Source organism: Streptomyces sp. YKOK-I1, assembly GCF_054660435.1.
On record NZ_BAAGDR010000001.1, the window covers coordinates 603209 to 622190 of the forward strand.

General features: G+C 74.0%; 19 protein-coding genes and 1 pseudogene. 11 read left to right on the forward strand and 9 right to left on the reverse strand.

Going from position 1 to position 18982, the window contains the following annotated elements; translation table 11 throughout:
• Positions 1–206 precede the first annotated feature (206 nt).
• Positions 207–1198, reverse strand: a pseudogene (locus ACYQ8Q_RS02780) (aldo/keto reductase).
• A gap of 126 nt (positions 1199–1324) precedes the next feature.
• On the opposite strand from ACYQ8Q_RS02780, the gene ACYQ8Q_RS02785 reads away from it, so the two are divergent.
• The 4 genes from ACYQ8Q_RS02785 (at position 1325) to ACYQ8Q_RS02800 (ending at position 4068) form a co-directional block, all read left to right on the forward strand.
• Positions 1325–1966, forward strand: coding sequence for a TetR family transcriptional regulator (locus tag ACYQ8Q_RS02785; RefSeq protein WP_460061499.1), 642 nt, complete (start codon positions 1325–1327; stop codon positions 1964–1966).
• Between the two features lie 69 nt (positions 1967–2035).
• Positions 2036–3028, forward strand: a complete 993-nt coding sequence (gene dhaK / locus ACYQ8Q_RS02790; protein WP_460061501.1) for a dihydroxyacetone kinase subunit DhaK — start codon at positions 2036–2038, stop codon at positions 3026–3028.
• An 11-nt stretch (positions 3029–3039) separates the two neighbouring features.
• Positions 3040–3639 (forward strand): dihydroxyacetone kinase subunit DhaL, encoded by a 600-nt coding sequence (gene dhaL / locus ACYQ8Q_RS02795; RefSeq protein WP_460061503.1) that lies wholly within the window; start codon positions 3040–3042, stop codon positions 3637–3639.
• Positions 3640–3657: 18 nt separating this feature from the next.
• On the forward strand, positions 3658–4068 hold the full coding sequence (locus tag ACYQ8Q_RS02800; protein WP_460061504.1) for a PTS-dependent dihydroxyacetone kinase phosphotransferase subunit DhaM: 411 nt from the start codon (positions 3658–3660) through the stop codon (positions 4066–4068).
• 48 nt (positions 4069–4116) lie between these two features.
• On the opposite strand, the gene ACYQ8Q_RS02805 is transcribed toward ACYQ8Q_RS02800, so the two are convergent.
• On the reverse strand, positions 4117–4755 hold the full coding sequence (locus ACYQ8Q_RS02805; RefSeq protein WP_460061507.1) for a TetR/AcrR family transcriptional regulator: 639 nt from the start codon (positions 4753–4755) through the stop codon (positions 4117–4119).
• Between the two features lie 148 nt (positions 4756–4903).
• Here ACYQ8Q_RS02805 and ACYQ8Q_RS02810 point away from each other — a divergent pair, with 148 nt between their 5' ends.
• The gene (locus ACYQ8Q_RS02810) at positions 4904–5665 is read left to right on the forward strand and encodes an SDR family NAD(P)-dependent oxidoreductase (RefSeq protein ID WP_460061509.1); all 762 of its coding nucleotides are present in this window, start codon (positions 4904–4906) and stop codon (positions 5663–5665) included.
• Positions 5666–5720: 55 nt separating this feature from the next.
• On the opposite strand, the gene ACYQ8Q_RS02815 is transcribed toward ACYQ8Q_RS02810, so the two are convergent.
• Positions 5721–6701 (reverse strand): glycoside hydrolase family 75 protein, encoded by a 981-nt coding sequence (locus ACYQ8Q_RS02815; RefSeq protein WP_460061511.1) that lies wholly within the window; start codon positions 6699–6701, stop codon positions 5721–5723.
• Between the two features lie 395 nt (positions 6702–7096).
• Between ACYQ8Q_RS02815 and ACYQ8Q_RS02820 the strand changes: the two genes are divergently transcribed.
• Positions 7097–8062 (forward strand): fibronectin type III domain-containing protein, encoded by a 966-nt coding sequence (locus ACYQ8Q_RS02820; RefSeq protein WP_460061513.1) that lies wholly within the window; start codon positions 7097–7099, stop codon positions 8060–8062.
• Between the two features lie 164 nt (positions 8063–8226).
• Positions 8227–8769: a hypothetical protein gene (locus ACYQ8Q_RS02825; protein WP_460061515.1), complete on the forward strand. Its 543-nt coding sequence runs from the start codon at positions 8227–8229 to the stop codon at positions 8767–8769.
• Positions 8770–8799: 30 nt separating this feature from the next.
• On the opposite strand, the gene ACYQ8Q_RS02830 is transcribed toward ACYQ8Q_RS02825, so the two are convergent.
• The 3 genes from ACYQ8Q_RS02830 to ACYQ8Q_RS02840 all read right to left on the reverse strand — a co-directional run bounded on the left by ACYQ8Q_RS02830 (position 8800) and on the right by ACYQ8Q_RS02840 (position 11864).
• Complete coding sequence (locus ACYQ8Q_RS02830) at positions 8800–9345, reverse strand: PadR family transcriptional regulator (protein WP_460061516.1); 546 nt, start codon at positions 9343–9345, stop codon at positions 8800–8802.
• A gap of 31 nt (positions 9346–9376) precedes the next feature.
• On the reverse strand, positions 9377–11392 hold the full coding sequence (locus ACYQ8Q_RS02835) for an FAD-dependent oxidoreductase (protein ID WP_460061518.1): 2016 nt from the start codon (positions 11390–11392) through the stop codon (positions 9377–9379).
• 103 nt (positions 11393–11495) lie between these two features.
• Positions 11496–11864 (reverse strand): hypothetical protein, encoded by a 369-nt coding sequence (locus ACYQ8Q_RS02840; protein ID WP_460061520.1) that lies wholly within the window; start codon positions 11862–11864, stop codon positions 11496–11498.
• Between the two features lie 234 nt (positions 11865–12098).
• On the opposite strand from ACYQ8Q_RS02840, the gene ACYQ8Q_RS02845 reads away from it, so the two are divergent.
• Both ACYQ8Q_RS02845 and ACYQ8Q_RS02850 read left to right on the forward strand, forming a co-directional pair.
• Positions 12099–14162 (forward strand): SpoIIE family protein phosphatase, encoded by a 2064-nt coding sequence (locus ACYQ8Q_RS02845; protein ID WP_460061522.1) that lies wholly within the window; start codon positions 12099–12101, stop codon positions 14160–14162.
• A gap of 127 nt (positions 14163–14289) precedes the next feature.
• Positions 14290–15006 carry a hypothetical protein gene (locus ACYQ8Q_RS02850; RefSeq protein ID WP_460061524.1) on the forward strand — a complete coding sequence of 239 codons (717 nt, stop codon included), beginning with the start codon at positions 14290–14292 and terminating at the stop codon, positions 15004–15006.
• Here the strand turns inward: ACYQ8Q_RS02850 and ACYQ8Q_RS02855 are convergent.
• On the reverse strand, positions 14999–15796 hold the full coding sequence (locus ACYQ8Q_RS02855; RefSeq protein ID WP_460061527.1) for a putative protein N(5)-glutamine methyltransferase: 798 nt from the start codon (positions 15794–15796) through the stop codon (positions 14999–15001). The two genes, ACYQ8Q_RS02850 and ACYQ8Q_RS02855, sit on opposite strands and share 8 nt — an antisense overlap.
• Before the next feature lie 152 nt (positions 15797–15948).
• Between ACYQ8Q_RS02855 and ACYQ8Q_RS02860 the strand changes: the two genes are divergently transcribed.
• Entirely contained in the window at positions 15949–16383 is a 435-nt protein-coding gene (locus tag ACYQ8Q_RS02860) for a MarR family winged helix-turn-helix transcriptional regulator (RefSeq protein WP_460061529.1), read from the forward strand.
• An 82-nt stretch (positions 16384–16465) separates the two neighbouring features.
• Positions 16466–17242 (forward strand): hypothetical protein, encoded by a 777-nt coding sequence (locus ACYQ8Q_RS02865; protein ID WP_460061531.1) that lies wholly within the window; start codon positions 16466–16468, stop codon positions 17240–17242.
• A 30-nt stretch (positions 17243–17272) separates the two neighbouring features.
• On the opposite strand, the gene ACYQ8Q_RS02870 is transcribed toward ACYQ8Q_RS02865, so the two are convergent.
• Together ACYQ8Q_RS02870 and ACYQ8Q_RS02875 are read right to left on the reverse strand one after the other, a co-directional pair.
• Complete coding sequence (locus ACYQ8Q_RS02870; RefSeq protein WP_460061533.1) at positions 17273–17974, reverse strand: GNAT family N-acetyltransferase; 702 nt, start codon at positions 17972–17974, stop codon at positions 17273–17275.
• Positions 17971–18897, reverse strand: coding sequence for an NADP-dependent oxidoreductase (locus tag ACYQ8Q_RS02875; RefSeq protein WP_460073146.1), 927 nt, complete (start codon positions 18895–18897; stop codon positions 17971–17973). Before ACYQ8Q_RS02875 ends, ACYQ8Q_RS02870 begins: the two co-directional genes overlap by 4 nt.
• Positions 18898–18982: the final 85 nt, after the last annotated feature.

Here is an 18982-nt window from a genome sequence, read left to right on the forward strand (position 1 = left end):
GACTGCTCCTGTGGGGCTGCTCCTGTGGGGCTGCTCCGCCGAAGGAGCGGGAACGGCTGCTTCGAGGCCGCGTACGGTGCCCGCTCGACCCGGAAAATGTACCTGCTTGTCCACGGCAACGGGGAAGCGCTTTCGAGACCGGCCTGGACCGGCCTGGACCGGCCTGGACCGACCTGGAACGCTCCCCGTGGCCGCACGCCGTGCCGTCAGTCGGTCGACATGGCGGACAGCAGGGCGGCGGGGTAGCGGCCGCCCGCCGAGCCGCGGGGCAGGATCTCCGCGAGCCGTGCGAGGTCGGCGCCGGTGAGGTCGACGTCCGTGGCACCGGTGTTCTCCGCCAGGCGGTCGGCGTTGCGGGTGCCGGGGATCGGGACGATGTCGTCGCCCTGGGCGAGCAGCCAGGCCAGCGCCAGCTGGGCGGGGGGATGCCCTGCGCGGCGGCCAGCTCCTTGAGCTGCTCGGTGGCGTTCAGGTTGTAGGTGTAGTTCTCCCCCTGCCAGCGCTCGTCCCAGCTGCGCATGTCATCCGCCGGGTACTCGGCGGCGGGCTTGACCACACCGGTGAGGAATCCGCGGCCGAGCGGGGAGTAGGGCACGAGGCCGATGCCCAGCTCCCGCAGGACGGGCAGGGTCTTCTCCTCCACCTCGCGCTCGAAGAGCGAGTACTCGAACTGCAGGGCCGTGACCGGGGTGACGGCGTGCGCGCGGCGGATGTACTGCGGGCCGACGTTGCTGAGGCCGAAGTACGCGACCTTGCCCTCGGCGATCAGCTCGCCGACCGTGCCCGCGACCTCCTCGACCGGCACGTCGGGGTCGAAGACGTGCTGGTAGAAGAGGTCGATCCGATCGGTCCGCAGGTGGCGCAGGCTGTTCTCGGCGACCTTGCGGATGTTCTCGGGGCGGCTGTCGAACCCGGCGCCGAGCCGCTCGGCGGTCATGTCGAAACCGAACTTGGTGGCCAGGACCACCTCGTCCCGGAAGTCCCGCACGGCCTCGCCGAGCAGGATCTCGTTGCTCCCGGTGCCGCCGCCGTACAGCTCGGCCGTGTCGAAGAAGTCGACCCCGAGGTCATGGGCGCGACGGATGGTGGCGACGCTCTCCCGCTCGTCCGAGGAGCCGTAGGCGAGGGTCATCCCCATGGTGCCGAGACCGAGCGCCGAGACGCGCAGTCCCTGGGAGCCGAGGGTGCGGTGCTGCATGGGTTCTCTCCAGACATGGGTGCGGAGTCCGGCGGGCGCTTGCACCAAACCAGACTGTTTGGTTTGACCCTGCGCCTCACCCTCCGCAACACCAAACGAAACGGTTCGGCCACTTATCCTGTTCGTATGCGCCGTTCACCCAGCACCGACCAGACCGCCGAGCCCGCCGCCCAGGACGGCGCCGACTCGACCCGGGAGCGGATCGTCACCGCCGCGAGGGACGAGTTCGCCCGCCACGGCATCGCCGGCGCCCGGGTGGACCGCATCGCCAAGCAGGCCAGGACCAGCAAGGAGCGCGTCTACGCGTACTTCCGCGGCAAGGAGGCGCTCTACGCGCATGTGTCCGCCCGTGAACTGGCCCTGGTCGCGGAGGCCACCCCGATGGACCCGGCCGACCTGCCGGGGTACGCGGGCCGCCTCTTCGACCACTTCACCGTCGCCCGCCCCGACCACCACCGGCTGATCGCCTGGGGGCGCCTGGAACTCGCCGGCACCGCCGCCCCCGTCCAGGCGACCGTCACCCGCAAGGTCGAGCAGTTGCGCGAGGCGCAGCGGGCGGGACTCCTCGACCCGGCCTGGGACCCCGTCGACATCCTCGCCCTGGTGAACCAGATCGCGACGACCTGGGCGACCCAGACCGAGATCGGCGCCGTCGCGGCGGAGAAGGCCGCGGACCCGTCCCTCGACGCCCGCCGCTCCGCGCTGGTCGGCGCGGTGGAACGCCTCTTCCCCCGCGCGACGCGGTCCCCCGGACCACCGCCCACGTGACCTTCACCGCCACAAGGTCGATAATTCCCTCGGAGGAACCCAGCCTGCTCGTGTCAGTAGGAGGTACCCATGAAGATGTTGATCAACGTTCCGGAGACCGTGGTCGCGGACGCGCTGCGCGGGATGGCGGCCGCCCATCCCGAGCTGACCGTCGACGTGGAGAACCGGGTGGTCGTACGGCGGGACGCCCCGGTGGCCGGCAAGGTCGGGCTGGTGTCCGGCGGCGGGTCGGGGCACGAGCCGTTGCACGGGGGGTTCGTCGGACCGGGCATGCTCTCGGCGGCCTGTCCCGGTGAGGTGTTCACCTCCCCGGTGCCCGACCAGATGCTGCGCGCGGCGGCCGCCGTGAACAGCGGCGCGGGCGTGCTGTTCATCGTCAAGAACTACACCGGCGACGTGCTCAACTTCGACATGGCGGCCGAGCTCGCCGAGGACGAGGGCATCCAGATCGCCAAGGTCCTGGTCAACGACGACGTGGCCGTCACCGACAGTCTGTACACGGCGGGGCGCCGCGGTACCGGCGCGACGCTGTTCGTGGAGAAGATCGCGGGCGCCGCCGCCGACGAGGGGCAGCCGCTGGAGCGGGTCCAGGCCGTCGCCCGTCAGGTGAACGAGAACTCCCGCAGTTTCGGTGTCGCGCTCAGCGCGTGCACCACCCCCGCCAAGGGCAGCCCGACCTTCGACCTGCCGGCCGGCGAGCTGGAGCTGGGCATCGGCATCCACGGCGAACCGGGCCGGGAGCGGCGGGCGATGATGACGTCCGGGGAGATCGCCGACTTCGCCGTCCAGGCCGTCCTGGACGACATGCCCCCGCGCAATCCCGTCCTCGTGCTGGTCAACGGCATGGGCGCCACCCCGCTGCTGGAGCTGTACGGCTTCAACGCGGAGGTGCAGCGGGTGCTGAACCAGCGCGGGGTGGCCGTCGCCCGGACGCTCGTCGGCAACTACGTGACCTCCCTCGACATGGCCGGCGCCTCGGTGACGGTCTGCCAGATCGACGAGGAGCTGCTGCGCCTGTGGGACGCGCCGGTGAGCACACCGGGCCTGCGCTGGGGCATGTGAGGGGAGATCCTGTGCTCGACGCCGACTTCTTCCGCCGTTGGATGACGGCGACCGCCGCATCCGTCCACCGCGAGGCGGAACGGCTCACCGCCCTCGACTCCCCCATCGGGGACGCCGACCACGGCAGCAACCTCCAGCGCGGGTTCACCGCGGTGACCGCCGCGCTGGCGAAGGAGGAGCCGGATACCCCGGGCGCGGTCCTCATCCTCGCCGGACGCCAGCTCATCTCCACCGTCGGGGGCGCCTCCGGCCCGCTGTACGGCACCCTGCTGCGCCGGACCGGGAAGGCGCTCGGCGACGCGGCCGAGGTGAGCGAGGCGGAGTTCGCCGACGCGCTGCGGGCGGGGGTGGACGCGGTGATGCAGCTCGGGGGCGCCGCGCCGGGCGACAAGACGATGATCGACGCCCTGGTGCCGGCGGTCGCCGCGCTCGGGGACGGTTTCGGCGCCGCCGGCACCGCCGCCGAGCGGGGCGCCGAGGCGACGACACCGCTGCAGGCCCGCAAGGGCCGGGCCAGCTACCTCGGGGAGCGCAGCATCGGGCACCAGGATCCGGGGGCCACCTCGTCCGCCCTGCTGATCGCGGCGCTCGTCGAGGCCGACGGGAAGTGAACGGGAAGTGAGGCGACGGTGAGCGACGAGAAGCTGGTCGGGATCGTGCTGGTCTCGCACAGCGCGGCGGTGGCGACCGCCGTGGCCGAGCTGGCGAAGGGCCTCGCGGGCGGCGGCGCGGCCGTCCCCGTCGCGGCGGCGGGCGGTACCGAGGGCGGCGGGCTGGGCACGAGTGCGGAGCTGGTGTCCGCCGCGGCCGCCTCCGTGGACCGGGGCGCCGGTGTCGCCCTCCTCACCGATCTGGGCAGCGCCGTCCTGACGGTCAAGGCGCTGCTCGCCGAGGGCGACGAACTCCCCGCGTCCGCCCGCCTGGTGGACGCCCCGTTCGTCGAGGGCGCGGTGGCCGCGGTGGTCACCGCGTCGACGGGGGCCGACCTCGACGCGGTCACGGCGGCCGCGTCCGAGGCATACGACTACCGCAAGGTGTGACCCGGCCGCGCCGTTCGACCGCCGGGCGTACGACGCCCCGGCGGTGGCTCACTTCAGGCCCTCTCCTACGACGGTGAGGGCCGCGCGGATGGCCCGGGCCAGTTCGGTCCGGGCCGCCGCCGGGTCGGGGGCGCCGTCGGTGGCGTGCCAGGCGTGCTGCTCCACGGCGGCGCGCAGGGCCGCGTTGAACATCGCCGCCTGGATCGCCGGGCGCAGCGCGTCCGCGGGCAGCCCGGACCGCTCGGCGAGGGCGCGCGCGAACGCCGGTTCGGCCTCGTCGTAGGTCTGGAGCCAGACGGCGCGCAGGCCCGGTTCGGTGCGGGTCAGCCGGACGAGCGCCCCCACGGTGGCGGGGTCGGGTCCGACGACGATCCGCTCGTCGGCCTCCAGGATCCGGACCAGGGCGTCGCCGAGGGCGGTGCCCGGGTGCCACTCCCGCAGACAGGCCGCGAGGGTGTCGATGCCGGCCGTCAGCAGGGGCCGTACACAGGCCTCCTTGCTCGGGAAGTACCGCCAGACCGTGCGCGCGGAGACGCCCACCGCCTGGCCGATCTGCTCGCCCGTGGTGGCCGCGACGCCCTGGGCCACGAAGAGGTGCACCGCGGCATGGGCGATCTCCAGCCGGATCTCCGCCTTCCGCGCCTCGGTCAGGGGCGGCCGGCCCGTGCGTCCACGGGATGTCGTCATCCAGTCGTCCTCCGGTCCGGGTCGCCGCCCACAAGATCCTCCGTGCCTTCCGAATTCTCCCCCACGAATTTATGTCACTCACAGACATTAAGTCGTAGGGTGTCGCCATCAGCGCGGACAGCGCGCACAACGCAGCTAGGAGCACCCCATGGCCACTGGACTGGAAGGCCGCAGCGTCGTCGTCACCGGAGCGGGCTCGGGCATCGGGCGCGCCACGGCCCTGGCCTTCGCCGCGGAGGGAGCGCGTGTGCTGGTGGCCGACCTCAACGCGGACGGCGCGCAGGCCGTCGTCAAGGAGATCGAGGAGGCGGGCGGTACGGCCGTCGCGGTCACCGGGGACCTCGGCGAGCAGTCCGTCGTGGACGAGGTGGCGAGCACCGCGGTCGAGCGCTTCGGCGGCATCGACGTGCTGGTCAACAACGCCGGGATCATGGACCGGATGTCGGCCCTGGCGGACGTCACCGACGCCGAGTGGGAGCGGGTCATCCGGGTCAATCTCACGGCGCCCTTCCTGCTGACCCGCGCGGTGCTGCCGCACATGCTCGCCGCCGGCAAGGGGGCGATCGTGAACACCGCCTCGGAGGCCGGCCTGCGGGGCAGCGCGGCCGGCGCCGCCTACACGGCCTCCAAGCACGGCATCGTGGGACTCACCAAGAACCTCGCGGTGATGTACCGGAGCAAGGGCATACGGGCCAACGCGATCGCGCCGGGCGGCACGAAGACCGCGATCGTCGTCGACGCCGACCAGGGGGCCCACGGTCCGGCGGCGCTCGGCCCGCACTTCGTCAACGTCGGCCGGCTCGCCGAGGCGGAGGAGCAGGCCGCCGCGATCGTGTTCCTCGCCTCGGACGCGGCGAGCAACATCAACGGCGTGGTCCTGCCGGTCGACGACGGCTGGTCGGCGGTCTGACCCGGGGCCGCCGCGGCGCGGACCTGCTCCGGCCGGGGCGGCCGCTCCGGCACCCCTACTCCTCGCCCGCCTCCGCCCCGGTCGCCTCGTCCGCCTCCTCGTCCGTCCCGGCGTCGGTGGCCTCCGGGCTCTCCTCGGTGCCCTCATCGCCCTCGGCCTCCTCGGCACCACGGCCGTCCGGCTCCTCCGACGTCGCCTCCCCTGCGGCCCGGGCGTCCGGGTCGGCCTCGGACCGTTGGTCCGTGCGGGCCGCCGAGCCCCGGCCCGCCGGGGCACCCGGAGGCCGGTCCGCCGCGCCTCCGCCCGCCGCGCCCGGCCCCTGCGCCGCCCGGTCGGCCGACCGCACGAACGAGCGGGCCAGCCGTTCGCCCACCTCCACCGCGGACTCGTGGCTCTCGATCGGGGTGGCGCGGGAGTTCCTGAAGACGATGTAGGTGACCCCGGAGGGCGCGCCGCCGCCGTGCGGGTCGGGGCGGATGCCGAGGGCCGCGGCCGTGGCGTAGGACGCCTCGCCGATAATATCGGGCGGGCCCACGTCGCCGACGACCGCGTACTGGACCCGGTCGCGGTAGACGACCGCCGCCACCGCGCCTCCGCCCACCCCGTGATCGCGGGGGTTCCAGAGGTCGCTCGCCTCGGGCACCACGATGTACGGCAGGGTCTCGGCGCTGAGGTAGCGGCCGTCGGACTGGGGGAACGCGGTGGCGTCGGAGAACAGCGGGTCGGTTCCGCTGTTGCAGTGCGCCCCGGGGCGACCGTCGCAGTCGATGTCCATGTCGGCCGTCCAGTACACCGCCTCGCGGGCGCCGCAGACGGGCACGGTGGCGGGCGTCCCGTCGTCCGTGCGGTAGCGGCCCCGGGACACGGGGGCGCAGTCGCGCACCCGGGCCAGCAGGTCTGCGGCGCGGACGGCGCCCTCGTGGCGTATCCCGGGTGCACCCGGGCTGCCCCGGTCGTGGCGGGCGGCGACGGAGCCGGTGGTCGGGGCCAGCAGGACGAGGCCGGCCGCGGCCAGGGTCAGCGACTGGGCGCGCACGTGGGGGGACCCTCTCGTGGGACGGTGACGGACACTCAGCCCAATCTGGTGGGAGCGGCCTGCCCAGGCCAATCCGAGGGGGCCGTACGGTGCACGCTTCTGACGGCCCGACAGGGGGCGGGGGGCCGGTGCCCTCTCGGCTCCGGCCCCCCGGCCCGCTGCGCCGGCGCGGGATCAGCGACGACAGCGGTCCGCGCCACCGGCCGGAACTCGACCTCCCTCAAGGAGAGTTCGGGCCGGGAGGAGGTTCAGCATACGTAACTTTCCTGAGCCGTCACGCAACCCCCGGAGCCCAGCGGCCGTCTTCATGAGCTTGCCGTCTTGCCGCGCCCGCACTCTCACGCCATATTGGTCCGGACCAATATGGCCGTGCGTCGGTCCCGGGAGGCGAAGCCGTGCGCCGTGTGCTGCTCTGCGGGCTGGCGCTGGCTTTGGCGTGCGGGTGTTCGGCCGACGGCGGGGGCGGGGAGCGGCCCCCGGGCGCTCCCACGGGGGTGACCGCGCGGGCCGGGAGCGCGACCAGCGTGCACGTCATGTGGAACGCGGTCGCCGCCGATCCGCCGGTCGACGTCTACGAGGTCTACCGGGGCACGGCGAAGGTCGCCGACGTGCCCGGCTCCGCGCACATGCTGGACGTCGTCCGGCTCGCGCCCGCCACCTCCTACGTCTTCACCGTGCGGGCCCGCGACGGCGAGGGCCGGCTCGGGCCGCCCGGCCGACGGGTGCGGGTGACGACCCCGGCCGCGGCTCCGGCGGACACCTCGCCGCCGACCCGCCCGGGCCGGGTCACCGGCCGGGCCGCCGGGAGCCGCGCGGTCCAGCTGTCCTGGTCGGCCTCGACGGACGACCGGAAGGTGGTGTCGTACGACGTCTGTCAGGGCGGTGCGCGGATCCACACGGTCGGCGGGGGCCAGACGGCGACCGTCGTCACGGGGCTGCGGCCGGGCACCGCGTACGCGTTCACCGTCCGGGCCCGGGACGCCGCCGACAACCTGTCCCCGGCGGGCCCGGCCGTCCGCGTGACCACGCCGGCCGGCGCCGGGGAGGGAGCGGGGACGGCGCCTTCCGGCTTCCGCGCCACGACCCATCGCGCGGCCGACGGGGCGTACTACCTCGACCTGTCCTGGGTGGCGCCCCCGGTGGACGGTGTGGTCACGGAGTACGGGATCCGGCTCGACGGCTCGACGGTCACCTCGCTGGTGTGGGGCGGGGCACCTCCGCGCGGCAGGGCGGCGTACAGCTTCTACCTGGGACGAGAGAAGGGGGTCGCGCACCGGGTGCGGCTGCGGGCGCGGCTGCCGGACGGGACGTGGGGGGCGTACTCGGCCGAACGGTCCGTCACGACCGGGGCGCGCGGCTGACGTCCGTCGCCTGGGCCGTCCGAAGGAATCCGTCACCTGCGCGGATGCGGTCCGGGTGCGGGCCGGTCCGGGGGCGCATTGGCTGCCCCTGAGGCAGCACGGGCGTACCCGACCCTCGGCGGCGCAAGGGATGTACCGCCAACCGTGCCGCCGGAGGGCATCCGATGCGCACTTCCCGTCTTCTTCTCCGCTCGGGACCGGCCGTGGCAGCCGCCGCCGTGCTGCCGCTCGTCCTGACCGCACAGCCGGCGGCCGCGGTCTCCGGCATCTCCGTGAGCACGACCGGCTCCACGGTGTCGGTGGTGACCAGCGCCTGCACCCAGATCAACGGCAGTTGGGGCACCGCGGCCCTGCTGGGCAGCGGTCAGGCGAGCTTCTCCCAGGGGCGCCAGGTGGCGCTGTCAGGGACGAGCGTCAGCCAGTCCGCCGCCTGGTCCGGCGTCTCCCCCGGCACCTACACCGTCGTCGTCATGTGTTCCAACGGGACCACCGCGGGCACCCAGTCCGTGATCGTGTCGGCCCCGTCCACCCCGACGATCTCCGCCACCGCGTCCGCGTCACCGTCGCGGGGTGTGATGGGCGGGCTCGGCGGCGCGGCCCGGGACGTCGGTCCGGTGACGATGGGGGTGGGCGGTGCGCTGGTGGGCGTCGGGGTGATCGCGGCGGCCTGGTTCCTGCGCCGCCGCGCGAAGCCGTACCGCCTGTAGCGGCCGTACCGCCCGAGAAGTCCTGTCCCCCTACGGGATGTCCTCCACGACCGGCAGGTTCTCCAGTGCCTCGGTGAGCCACTGGATCCAGAAGGTCTCCAGTTCGATGCCCGCGCGCAGGACCAGGTGCTGGAGCCTGGCCTGCGCGCTGTCGTCACCGGGCGGGAAGTCGCGCTTCTCGATCTCCTCGTACTCGGCCAGCTGCCGCCGGTGCAACTCCCGGTGGCGGCGCAGGTCGGCCTCCAGGCCGGCGGTGCCGACCACGGCCGCGGCGCGCAGCCTGAGCAGCAGCGCGTCGCGGAGCGGCTTGGGATCCTGCGACGCGGCCGTCCACCGCGCCAGTTCGGCACGGCCCGCGGGCAGGACCTCGTAGGCCTTCTTCTGTCCCCGGGCCGGCTGTGCGGCGGGCAGCGCGCGGATATGGCCCTCGGCCTCCAGTTTTCCCAGCTCGCGATAGATCTGCTGGTGCGTCGCCGACCAGAAGTACCCGATCGACCTGTCGAACCGGCGGGTCAGATCCAGCCCCGAGGACGGCTTCTCGAGCAGGGCGGTGAGGATCGCGTGCGGGAGTGACATGACGTCATCCTAGGGAGGGGCCCCTACGGGCCTACAGTGCCGCCGCCAGCTCGGTGCCCTGCTTGATGGCGCGCTTGGCGTCGAGTTCGGCGGCCACGTCGGCGCCGCCGATGAGGTGCGCCTTCGTCCCGGCGGCGAGCAGGGCCTCGTAGAGGTCGCGGCGCGGGTCCTGGCCGGTGCACAGCACGACGGTGTCGACCTCCAGGACCGTGCTCTCGTCACCGACGGTGATGTGCAGGCCGGCGTCGTCGATACGGTCGTAGCGCACGCCCGGGACCATGGTGACGCCCCGGTGCTTGAGCTCGGTGCGGTGGATCCAGCCGGTGGTCTTGCCGAGGCCGGCGCCGACCTTGCTGGTCTTGCGCTGGAGGAGGTGGACCGTGCGCGGCGGGGCGGGGCGCTCGGGGGCGGCGAGGCCGCCGGGGGCCGCGTACTCCATGTCGACGCCCCACTGGCGGAAGTACACCGCCGGGTCCTCGCTCGCGCCGTCGCCGCCGTCGGTGAGGAACTCGGCGACGTCGAAGCCGATGCCGCCCGCGCCGAGGATCGCCACCCGGTCGCCGACGGGCGCGCCGCCCTGCAGGACGTCGAGGTAGCCGACGACGCTCGGGTGGTCGACGCCCGGGATGTCGGGGGTGCGCGGGGCGACGCCGGTGGCGACGACGACCTCCTCGTAGCCCGTCAGGTCGCCCGCCGCGACGGGGGTGTTGAGGCGGACGTCCACACCGTGTGCGTCGAGCTGGTGGCGGAAGTAGCGCAGCGTCTCGTCGAACTCCTGCTTGCCGGGGACCTTGCGGGCCACGTTGAGCTGGCCGCCGATCTCGTCCGCCGCGTCGAACAGCGTGACGTCATGGCCGCGTTCGGCCGCCGACACCGCGCAGGCGAGGCCGGCCGGTCCGGCGCCGACGACCGCGACGCGCTTGCGCAGCCGGGTCGGGGAGAGGACGAGTTCGGTCTCGTGGCAGGCGCGCGGGTTGACCAGGCAGGAAGTGATCTGTCCGCTGAACGTGTGGTCGAGGCAGGCCTGGTTGCAGCCGATGCAGGTGTTGATGGCCTCCGGGGTACCGGCCGCGGCCTTGTTCACGAAGTCGGGGTCGGCGAGCATCGGCCGGGCCATGGAGATCATGTCGGCGCGGCCCTCGGCGAGCAACTGCTCGGCGACTTCGGGGGTGTTGATGCGGTTGGTGGTGACGAGCGGGATGCTCACCGCGCCCATCAGCCGCTGCGTCACCCAGGTGTAGGCGCCGCGCGGCACGGAGGTCGCGATGGTGGGGATCCGGGCCTCGTGCCAGCCGATGCCGGTGTTGATGATCGTCGCGCCGGCCTCCTCGACGGCCTGCGCGAGGGTGACCACCTCGTCCAGGGTGGAGCCGCCGGGCACCAGGTCCAGCATGGACAGCCGGTAGACGACGATGAAGTCCTCGCCGACCGCCTCGCGCACCCGGCGCACGATCTCGACGGGGAAGCGCATGCGGTTCTCGTACGAGCCGCCCCAGCGGTCGGTGCGGTGGTTGGTCGGGGCGGCGATGAACTCGTTGATGAGATAGCCCTCGGAGCCCATGATCTCGACGCCGTCGTAGCCGGCCTGCCGGGCGAGGCGGGCGGTGCGGGCGTAGTCGTCGACGGTGCGCTCGACCTCGGCGTCGGTGAGCTCACGGGGCGGGAAGGGGCTGATGGGCGCCTGGAGGGGACTCGGGGCCACCAGGTCCCGGTGGTAGGCGTAGCGGCCGAAGTGCAGGATCTGCATCGCGATCCGGCCGCCCTCGCGGTGCACGGCCTCGGTGATCGCGCGGTGCTGCTCCGCCTCCTCCTCGGTGGTGAGCTTGGCGCCGCCCTCGTACGGGCGCCCCTCGTCGTTGGGGGCGATGCCGCCGGTGACGATCAGGCCCACTCCACCGCGGGCCCGGGCGGCGTAGAACTCCGCCATGCGCGCGAAGCCGCGATCGGCCTCCTCCAGGCCGACGTGCATCGAGCCCATCAGGACGCGGTTGGGCAGCGTGGTGAAGCCCAGGTCGAGCGGGCTCAGCAGATGGGGGTAACGACTCATGGCGGCGGCCTCCGTGCGCGGCGGTGTTCGCCTCCAGTTCTAGAGGACCGCGCACGGTTTATGCAACTAGTTGCAAAACAAGTTCAGGGGTGACGTGCGGCACTCACCTGCTCTCCAGGAGGACATGCAGTTCGCGTTCCTGGTCCCCGGAGACCGAGGTCAGGTCGCGCACCGAGAACATCGAGTCGAGCGTGGAGCGCAGCCGCTCGATCGCCCAGTAGCCGCCCTGGGCGTCGGCCTCGACGGAGGCCGAGAGCCGGGCGGGCGGCGGGCACTCGTGGGCCTCGGTGACCTCGAAGGTGCCCAGCCACACCATCGGGCGGGTCTCGTGGAGCTGCTGCGGCACCTCGTCGGGGCCGCGGTCGGACTCGAAGCAGGCGCAGAGGGTGTCGAAGACGATCCGCGCGTCCTCCTTGCTGCATCCGCTGATCTCGAGGGAGACGGGCTCCTCGTGCGGTCGTGCACGGTCCATCGCGATCGCTCCTCTCGTGCGTCGTGGCGGGGCTGCGCGGGTTCCCCGCACACCGCGCCACAACCCCAGAAAAGCACCACTCCGGTCTTGAGGCGAACGGCGTCCGCCCGCGTACTGGAGGAGCATGGAGAAGTACGCCCCGGTCCGTGGGAGAAAAGGATTGAGCGCCGTGGAACAGGGGGAGTCGGCACGGGGGACAGCGTGCCTCGGCGAGGTGCGGAGGCGGTGCGTGGCATGAGTGCGGCAGCCGGATCGTCCACCGCCGCGGGCGGCGCCCCCGCCCTGCCCAGCGGGCTGCTGGACGTGCTGAACGTGGCCTCGGTGGTGCTCGACACCAAGGGGCGCGTCGTGCTGTGGAGCCCGCAGGCCGAGGAGCTGTTCGGTTACACGGCGGACGAGGCGCTGGGGCGGTACGCGGCCCAGGTGATGATCCACGAGCGCCATGTCGACCTGGTCGTCAAGCTGTTCGCCGACGTCATGGTGACCGGCCAGAGCTGGGCCGGGGCCTTTCCCGTCCGCCGCAAGGACGGGTCCACCCGGATGGTGGAGTTCCGCAACATGCGGCTGGTCAACGACCAGGGCACGGTCTACGCCCTGGGGCTCGCCGCGGACCAGTCGACGGTGCGCCGGCTGGAGCGGGACGTGGCGCTGTCCACGCGCATGGTCGCCCAGTCCCCCATCGGTCTGGCCGTGGTCGACCCGGACCTGCGGTTCGTCTCGGTCAACCCTGCGCTCGCCCGGATCAACGGCCTGCCGCCCGAGGAGCACCTCGGCCGCCGGATCCGCGAGGTGCTGACCTCGGTGGACGCGGACGCGCTGGAGGCGGCGGTGCGGGAGGTGCTGCGGACCGGGGAGCCGCTCGTCGACCGGTCCACGGTCGGCCGGACCCGGGCCGACCCGGACCGCGACCACGCGTGGTCGGTCTCGCTGTACCGGCTGGAGGACTCGCGCGGCACCGTGCTGGGCGTGGCCGCCTCGGTCGTCGACGTCACCGAGCAGTACCGGGCGGGCCTGGAGGCGGAGGCTGCCCGGCGCAGGCTCGCGCTGGTCGCCGACGCCTCGGCCCGCATCGGCACCACCCTCGACCTGGAGCGCACCGCCCACGAACTGGCCGAGGTGACCGTGCCGGAACTGGCGGACGTGGCCTCGGTGGACCTGCTCGACGACGTGGTGGCGGGCCGCCCCTACGGTCCGCACCCCACCGAGGCGGCCGCCATCCGCTCCCTGGCGGTCCGGGCCGTCGACGCGCCCGAGGCGCTGCGCGCCGCCGACCCGGCCGGAGAGGTGGTCCGCTACGCCCCCGACCAGCTCGTCACGGAGTGCGTCCGCACCGGGCAGCCGGTCGTGATCGCGCAGGTCGAGGAGGCGGACCTGGCCCGGATCGCGCCCTCCGCCGAGGCGGCCGGGCTGCTGGCCCGCGCCGGGGTGCACTCCTGTATGGCCGTCCCGCTGATCGCCCGCGGCGAGGTGCTCGGCGCGCTGGACCTCAAGCGGATCCACAACCCACTGCCGTTCGGCCGGGACGACCTGCTGCTCGCCCGGGAACTGGCGGCCCGCGCGGCTGTGCAGATCGACAACGCCCGCTGGTACCAGAACGCCCGTACGACGGCGCTCACCCTCCAGCGCAGCCTGCTGCCCAGCCATCCGCCGGTCACCGGCGGCCTGGAGGTCGCCTCGCGCTACCAGCCGGCGGGCGCCACCACCGAGGTCGGCGGGGACTGGTTCGACGTCATCCCGCTCGAGGACGGCAAGACCGCGCTGGTGGTCGGCGACGTGATGGGCAGCGGTATCGACGCCGCCGCGACGATGGGCCGGCTGCGCACCGCGACGACCACCCTGGCCTCGCTCGATCTCGACCCGGCGGTGCTCCTGGAGCACCTCGACCGGATCACCCAGGGCCTGGACCACTCCATCGCCACCTGTGTGTACGCCGTCCACGACCCCCGGCTGGGCCGCTGCCGCATCGCCAACGCCGGGCATCTGCCGCCGGCCCGGGTGCGCCCGGGGGTGCCGCCGGAACTGCTGGAGCTGCCCACGGGCGCCCCGCTGGGCGTGGGCGGGGTGGCCTTCACCTCGACCGACGTCGCGTTCACGGCCGGCGACCAGCTGGTGCTGTACACGGACGGGCTGGTGGAGACCCGGGTGCACTCCCTCGACGAGCGCCTGGACACGCTGCTCGCGCTCCTGGACGACCCCCGGCGCCCGCTGGAGGAGCTCTGCGACCATCTGCTGACCGAGCTGCACCACCCCGACAACCACGACGACGTGGCACTTCTCGTGGCTCGGGCCCGCGACTGAGAACCGGGCCGCCCGATTCACAGGGATTTATTACCGCTTCCTTATCGCGCCGATCCGACAATCACAGGGAGGAGTGCCAGCCGTTTCCAGCCGCGCCCGCCGGCCGGGCCGAGGAAGGTGAGCCGTGATGCAGGAGCAAGAGCAGCCGGAAGAGGTCGAGGTGCTCTCGGGGCCGGGCGGCGAGGAGCGCGAGCCGGGATCGCCGGGCGCGCGCCGGTGGCGCCGGTCGACGCGCGGGCGGGCGGTGATCGCGGCCACGACCGTCGCGGTGCTCGCCCTCGGCGGCACGGTCGCCTACGCGGCGGCCTCGGGCGGCTCGTCCGCCGGCTCCCCCTCGTCGTCCCCGTCGGCCTCGTCACCGTCATCGCCGTCGTCGGAGGGGCCCGGCGGCGGCCACGGGCGTGGCGGCCCCTGGTTCGGTTTCGGGTTCGGCGGCGACGCGGCGCACGGCGAGGCGACCGTGAAGGACCGCGACACCGGCAAGTGGGTCGTCCGGGTCTGGCAGCGCGGCACGGTCGAGAAGGTGGACGGCGACCGGGTCACGGTGAAGAGCGAGGACGGCACCTCGTGGACCTGGACGGTCGGTTCGGACGCGACGGTGCGCACCGACGGCGGCTCCGGTTCCGGGGCGTCCGCGCTCAAGAAGGGCGACACGGTGGTCGTCGTCGGCTCCCGCTCGGGCGACACCTACACGGCGGCCCGGGTCGTCTCCGGCGACTTCTCCGACGTCCGCGGCCGTGGCCCGGACAAGGACGACCGGCACGGCGGCTTCCCGGGGCACGGCCCGTGGAACCGCGGGGACGACAGCTCCCCCGGCCCCACGGGCAGCGGCGCCGCTACCTGACCCTGGTCCCCAGCACGACGTGGGCGTACCGCTCCTCGTCCTCGGCCGGACGGACCGTCAGGCCGGCGCGGGCGAAGGCCTCGACGGCGGCGGGGGCCTGTGGCCCGCTGGTCTCCACCAGGAGGATCCCGCCGGGCGCCAGCCACTCGGGCGCCCCGGCGGCGACCCTGCGCAGCACGTCGAGTCCGTCGCCGCCGCCGTCGAGGGCGGTGCGGGGCTCGTGGTCGCGGGCCTCCGCGGGCAGCAGGGGGACCTCGTCGGTGGGGACGTACGGCACGTTGGCGGCCAGGATGTCGACCCGGCCCCGCAGCCGGCCGGGGAGTGCCTCGAACAGATCGCCCTGATGGGCGTGGCCGCCGTGGGCGGCGACATTGGCGCGGGCGCAGCGCACCGCCGCCGGGTCTATGTCGGCCGCGTGCAGTTCCACCGCGCCGAGCGCCGCGGCCAGGGCGGCGCCGACCGCGCCCGAACCGCAGCACAGATCCACGACGACCGCGGCGTGCGGGGCGTGCGCGAGGGCCTGTTCGACGAGGAACTCGGTGCGGCGGCGAGGCACGAAGACGCCTGGTTCCACGGTGATCCGCAGACCGCGGAACCCGGCCCAGCCGACGACGAGTTCAAGCGGGTGCCCGGCCACACGGCGGGCCACCATGGCGTCGCGTTCGGCGGGCGTACGGGCGGTGGAGAGGATCAGCTCCGCCTCGTCCTCGGCGAAGACGCACCCGGCACCGCGCAGCGCGGCGACGACGGCGTCACGGGAGGAGGAGGAAGGAAGAGAGGAGAGAGACATCGAAGAACGAACACCTTTCGGGGAAACGAACGGCGGTAATCGGTCTCACCTCCTCGCGTCGCACGGGCCGTGAGGTCCACGGCCGATCGATCACATTAGCACCCCCACGGCTGGAGTTGTAGAATGCAACCAAGAACGTTGAGGGAGCCCCCATGCAAGCAGCCGAGGCCGTGGAGACCATCCAGCGGGAGATGACGGTCTTCGCCCGGCGCGCCCGCGCCTCCGCCGGCCGGCTGCATCCCGAGCTGTCGCTGGTGTCGTACACCCTCCTCGGGCATCTGGAGGAGAGCGGCGGGTGCCGGGCCACCGACCTGGCCGCGCTGCACGCCCTGGACAAGTCGACGGTCAGCCGCCAGGTGGCCGCCCTGGAGCGGGCGGCCCTGATCGAGCGCCGGGTCGACGCCGAGGACCACCGCGTCCAGCTCCTCCATCTCACCGACGCCGGCCGCCGCATCCTCGGCCAGGTCACCGAGAGCCGCCGCGCGGCTTTCCGGGAGCGGCTCGCCGACTGGCCGCAGGGGGACCTGGAGCGGTTCGCGGAGTATCTGGTCCGGTACAACGCCTGGGGCACCCCGCCCGTCGGCTGACCGGCCCGGCCCCGGATGTCAGTGCCGTGCGGTTCACTTCCTCCTGTACGTCACTCTTGCACCGCATCCCGGGAGTTCGCCCATGTCCGACGCCCACCCGACCCCGACCGCCGACGCCTGGCGGGACACCCTCGCCCAGGCCCTCGGCGAGGTGGTCGGCCGACCCCTCTCCTCGTTCCCGGACGTTCCCTACGGCGCCTACTACACGGGCAACTTCCTCGCCGAGAGCGAGATGGACCGGGAACCCGCCTGGGTGCAGCGCGCGGCGCTGGCCGGTGAGGAGCCCGTGCGCCTGGACCACCTGCTGCTGACGCCGCCCGGTGACTGCGACGAGACGGTCCTGGTCTTCGACGCGAGCCGGTCCCTGTTCACCGTGGTTCCGGGCGCGTTCCCCGCCGGGCTCGCCGAGGAGCTCGCCGCGCTCGGAGCGGACCACGACGACGTGCTGTCCGGCGCCGAGCTGGGCCGGCTCGCCGCCCGGCACGGCGTCGACCTCGCCGCCGCGGGCCTGCCCGGCAAGGCCTGGACCGTGTGGGAGGCCCGGATGGCCTCCGGCGACAGCCTCCTCGACGCGCTGCGCGCCGCCACCGGGCTGCACGCCGCGACCGGCCCCCACGACGTCCCCGCCGGCCTCGGTGACGCGGCCGACGAGGTCGACGAGGAGGCGCACGAGCGGGTCGCCGCCGTCCGGGACGACGCGCTGCGCGACTACCTGGCCGCGTTCTGCGACCCGGAATCGCACGCCCTGGCCCTGAGCCTCCACGCCATGGCGGACGCGGAGGCCGATGACGCGCTCGTCGTCCAGTGGGAGGGCGCGGTCGACCAGTACGAGGTCACCGTCCGGCGGGCGGACGCCTGACCCTGCCGACGGGAGTCCGACGGCCCTCGGTCACGGCACCAGCGCCCCCGGCCGCTCCGGTGTCCGCGCCGCCAGGAAGGCGGTCCTGCGGCGCAGTCGGAAGCCCAGCGACTCGTAGAGGCGGATCGCGCCGGTGTTGCCGGCGCCGGTGTGCAGGAACGGGGTCTCGCCGCGGGCGCGGATGCCATGGGCGACGGCGAGGATCAGCCGGGTGGCGAGACCCTCACCCCGGTGGGCCGGGTCGGTGCAGACGGCGCTGATCTCGGTCCAGCCCGGCGGGTGGAGCCGCTCGCCGGCCATGGCGATCAGGGCGCCGTCGCGGCGGATGCCGAGATAGGTGCCCAGTTCGACGGTGCGCCGCTCGAACGGTCCGGGCTGGGTACGGGCGACCAGATCGAGCATCTCGGGGACGTCGGCGGGACCGAGCCGGACGGCCTCCGGATCCGGGGCCGCCGCGAGGCCGTCGTCGACGAGCTGGACCCCCTCCACCCGGAAGGTGATCTCCCAGCCCTCAGGGACCTCGCCCCGGAAGCCGGGCAGCGGCACCTCCGCGCCGGGACCGGCGAGGGCCGCGAGGTCCGCCCAGTCGTCGGCGTCCGGTTCCTCCGGAAGGGCCAGCCAGGGCGAGACGTCCACCGGGTAGCGCAGCACCCGGCCCCGGCGCTCGGCGAAGTGCGCGTGCGGCCCGGTGAGGGAGGCGAGCGCGGGGTTGTCCAGGATGTGCGCGCTCATCCGGCGACCTCGATCACTATCTTGCCCTGCGCGTGCCCGCTCTCGACCTCGCGCAGGGCCTCGTCGGCCCGCTCCAGCGGGAAGGTCCGGGTGATGTGCGGGTCCAGGGTTCCGGCGACGACCAGGTCCGCGACGGCGCGCAGGACGTCCGCGCTGCGGGCCCGGAGCACCCGGGCGCCGCCCAGCGCCTCGACCTCCTCGGCCGGCGCACCGGCGGTGATCAGTTTCGCGGGGTCCTTCACCAGGGCGGCCGCGGTGTGCAGCGCCTCGCCGCCGACGAGGTCGTAGACCCCGTCGACCCCGTCCGGGGCGGCGGCGCGGACGCGTTCGTCCCAGCCGGGGCCCGAGGGGACGTGGACCACGCCGAGCGACTCCAGGAGGGCCTTCTTGCCCTCGCCCGCGACCCCGACGACCCGCACTCCGAGGGCGCGGGCGATCTGCACGGCCGCCACGCCCACGCCGCCGCCCGCGCCCGTCACCAGGAGCGTCGCACCGGCGGGCAGGCCGAGCTGGTGGACGCCGTCGTAGGCGGTCGCGGCGGCCACGGGGAGGGTGGCCGCGGCGGCGAAGGACAGGGCGGCCGGCCGGTGCGCGGTGATGTCGGCCGCGAGCAGCGCGTACTCGGCGTAGCCGCCCGCGACCGCGGTGCCGAACACCTCGTCGCCGGGCGCGAACCCGGTGACGCCCTCGCCGGTCTCCTCGACCACGCCGGCCACCTCGTTGCCCAGCACCGAGGGGAACACCCGCTCGGCGCCGTCACCGGGGCGCCGGTAGCCCTGGCGGAGCTTCCAGTCGACCGGGTTCACCCCGGCGGCGCGCACCGCGACGAGCACCTCCCCGGGGCCGGGGCTCGGCCGGTCCACGTCCACGAACGCCTCGGTCTCCGGTCCGCCGTACCGCGTGAAGACGTACGCCTTGGGCATCTTCTTCCTCACTCTCCTTGCGCTGCGTCCGGAGCACGGGCCCCGGCACCGATCGCCAAGGAGCGGCGCCCGGCGGCTATTCCCC

Excerpts from the sequence above, each read along its gene's own strand:
- ACYQ8Q_RS02870 (WP_460061533.1), bottom strand. The coding sequence starts at position 17,974 with ATGAGCGCGCACATCCTGGACAACCCCGCGCTCGCCTCCCTCACCGGG.
- ACYQ8Q_RS02835 (WP_460061518.1), bottom strand. The coding sequence starts at position 11,392 with ATGAGTCGTTACCCCCATCTGCTGAGCCCGCTCGACCTGGGCTTCACC.
- ACYQ8Q_RS02845 (WP_460061522.1), top strand. The coding sequence starts at position 12,099 with ATGAGTGCGGCAGCCGGATCGTCCACCGCCGCGGGCGGCGCCCCCGCC.
- ACYQ8Q_RS02875 (WP_460073146.1), bottom strand. The coding sequence starts at position 18,897 with ATGCCCAAGGCGTACGTCTTCACGCGGTACGGCGGACCGGAGACCGAG.
- ACYQ8Q_RS02825 (WP_460061515.1), top strand. The coding sequence starts at position 8,227 with ATGCGCACTTCCCGTCTTCTTCTCCGCTCGGGACCGGCCGTGGCAGCC.
- ACYQ8Q_RS02855 (WP_460061527.1), bottom strand. The coding sequence starts at position 15,796 with ATGTCTCTCTCCTCTCTTCCTTCCTCCTCCTCCCGTGACGCCGTCGTC.
- ACYQ8Q_RS02865 (WP_460061531.1), top strand. The coding sequence starts at position 16,466 with ATGTCCGACGCCCACCCGACCCCGACCGCCGACGCCTGGCGGGACACC.
- ACYQ8Q_RS02810 (WP_460061509.1), top strand. The coding sequence starts at position 4,904 with ATGGCCACTGGACTGGAAGGCCGCAGCGTCGTCGTCACCGGAGCGGGC.
- ACYQ8Q_RS02850 (WP_460061524.1), top strand. The coding sequence starts at position 14,290 with ATGCAGGAGCAAGAGCAGCCGGAAGAGGTCGAGGTGCTCTCGGGGCCG.
- ACYQ8Q_RS02860 (WP_460061529.1), top strand. The coding sequence starts at position 15,949 with ATGCAAGCAGCCGAGGCCGTGGAGACCATCCAGCGGGAGATGACGGTC.
- ACYQ8Q_RS02830 (WP_460061516.1), bottom strand. The coding sequence starts at position 9,345 with ATGTCACTCCCGCACGCGATCCTCACCGCCCTGCTCGAGAAGCCGTCC.
- ACYQ8Q_RS02805 (WP_460061507.1), bottom strand. The coding sequence starts at position 4,755 with ATGACGACATCCCGTGGACGCACGGGCCGGCCGCCCCTGACCGAGGCG.
- dhaK (WP_460061501.1), top strand. The coding sequence starts at position 2,036 with ATGAAGATGTTGATCAACGTTCCGGAGACCGTGGTCGCGGACGCGCTG.
- ACYQ8Q_RS02785 (WP_460061499.1), top strand. The coding sequence starts at position 1,325 with ATGCGCCGTTCACCCAGCACCGACCAGACCGCCGAGCCCGCCGCCCAG.
- ACYQ8Q_RS02840 (WP_460061520.1), bottom strand. The coding sequence starts at position 11,864 with ATGGACCGTGCACGACCGCACGAGGAGCCCGTCTCCCTCGAGATCAGC.